Annotated in this window: 1 pseudogene; it reads right to left on the minus strand. The window is 60.2% G+C overall.

Features of this window, described 5'->3' with window-relative positions:
• Window positions 1-669: 669 nt before the first annotated feature.
• Window positions 670-1611 (minus strand): annotated as a pseudogene (gene trpS, locus KO516_RS00005) (tryptophan--tRNA ligase); the annotation flags it as partial.
• Window positions 1612-1626: the final 15 nt, after the last annotated feature.

A 1626-nucleotide genomic window follows, 5' to 3' on the forward strand; every position in this document is an offset into this window, starting at 1 on the left:
CGCTTACGAGGCAGCTTGCGGCAGACGAATGTCGAGTGTTGACGGAGTGTTGCCGTCCATCACCCATCGCTCGCGACCGACTAGGGCCAAGACGCGCGCGCTGCTCGGCGCGGTTCCGAACCTGCCAGCCGGGAAGCCAGCGCGCATCTCTGTCATAGGATTGATACTCAAGTCCGTATCGCTCGGCGACCCTGAGTGACAAGGTGCTCTTGCCAGCACCCGAACAGCCAATCACGAGGACGCGATTGGCTTTCGCCAAACGCTCAGCAGCGTGGGGTATGGAAATGAAATTTGGCAAGGCAGTCCGTTCCTCAATCAAATACATTGATGAATGATGTCTTCTCGAAGGGAATGCTCTGAAAGGCAACAGAGCACGAGAGCACGAGAGCACGAGAGCACGAGAGCACGAGAGCAGACATCAGAAATCTCCGCGGCATCGGTCAAGCGGGGCTCGAAGGAGACATGCGGCGCTGCGGCATGTCCCTTCGTCTTGGCGCGCCAGGTTTGCGGGCGCTGACGGCCCAGAGCCGCCCTTGACCAGCTCATCTAACGCCGCGGTGCAGCTTCACCAGACCCGGCCATTTTTCCATCGCGCAGCATTTTCGGAGGATGAAGGTCGGCCGGGCGGGACGAACCGGACCTTCATCCGGATCGCCCGCCCCTGCTCATCTACAACTCGAATAGGCCCAAAGCACTCACCACATCCCGCTTTGTCGCGTCGGTGCGCTCGCGCGCCCGTGCCGTGCCTTCTTTGATCACTTCAAGAATGTAGCCTCGGTCCTCGGCGAGCTGTGACCTACGCTGGCGAATTGGGCCTATGAGCTCTTGAAGGATCGCTTCCAGACGCGCCTTGATCTTGCCATCGCCAAGCCCACCGCGCTGATATTGCGCCTTGAGCTCGGCAAGCCCGTCCTAGTCCTGATCGAAAGCGTCAAGGTAGGTGAAGACAACATTGCCCTCGATGCAGCCCGAGTCTTCAACGCGCAGGTGGTTCGGGTCGGTGAACATCGCTTTGACGGCACTTGTGATCTGCTCCGAAGATGCGGACAGAGCGATTGCGTTGCCTCCGGATTTAGACATCTTGGCCTTGCCGTCGATACCAGTCAATCGGCCCGACTTGGGGATGATCGCCCGCGCCTCGGGCAGAACGGCGCGGCCTGCTGTTGCGTTGATGCGCCGCACAATCTCGTTCGTTTGCTCGATGAGCGGGGCCTGATCCTCACCGACCGGCACGATGGTCGCCTTGAAGGCCGTGATGTCCGCCGCCTGCGCTGCCGGATAGCACAGAAACCCAACCGGAATATCGCGCCCGAATCCGCGGGCGCGGATCTCGTCTTTGATAGTCGGGTTCCGTTCGAGTCGCGCGACCGTGACAAAGTTCAGGTAGAGCATCGACAACTCGGCCAGCGCCGGCAGGTGTGATTGCAGACAGATGGCCGTGCGCGCGGGATCAATGCCCACGGCCAGATAATCCAGCGCGACCTCGATCACGCTTCGCCGCACCTTCTCCGGATTATGGGCGTTGTCGGTTAGAGCCTGGGTATCCGCCAGCAAAAGAAATTGTTCATGGCTGTCCTGATAGCGCAGCCGGTTTGCGAGCGAGCCTGCATAGGGTCAGGATGCATT

The sequence above is a fragment of the Citreicella sp. C3M06 genome (genome assembly GCF_018860705.1).
In the GTDB taxonomy this organism is placed as follows: domain Bacteria; phylum Pseudomonadota; class Alphaproteobacteria; order Rhodobacterales; family Rhodobacteraceae; genus Salipiger.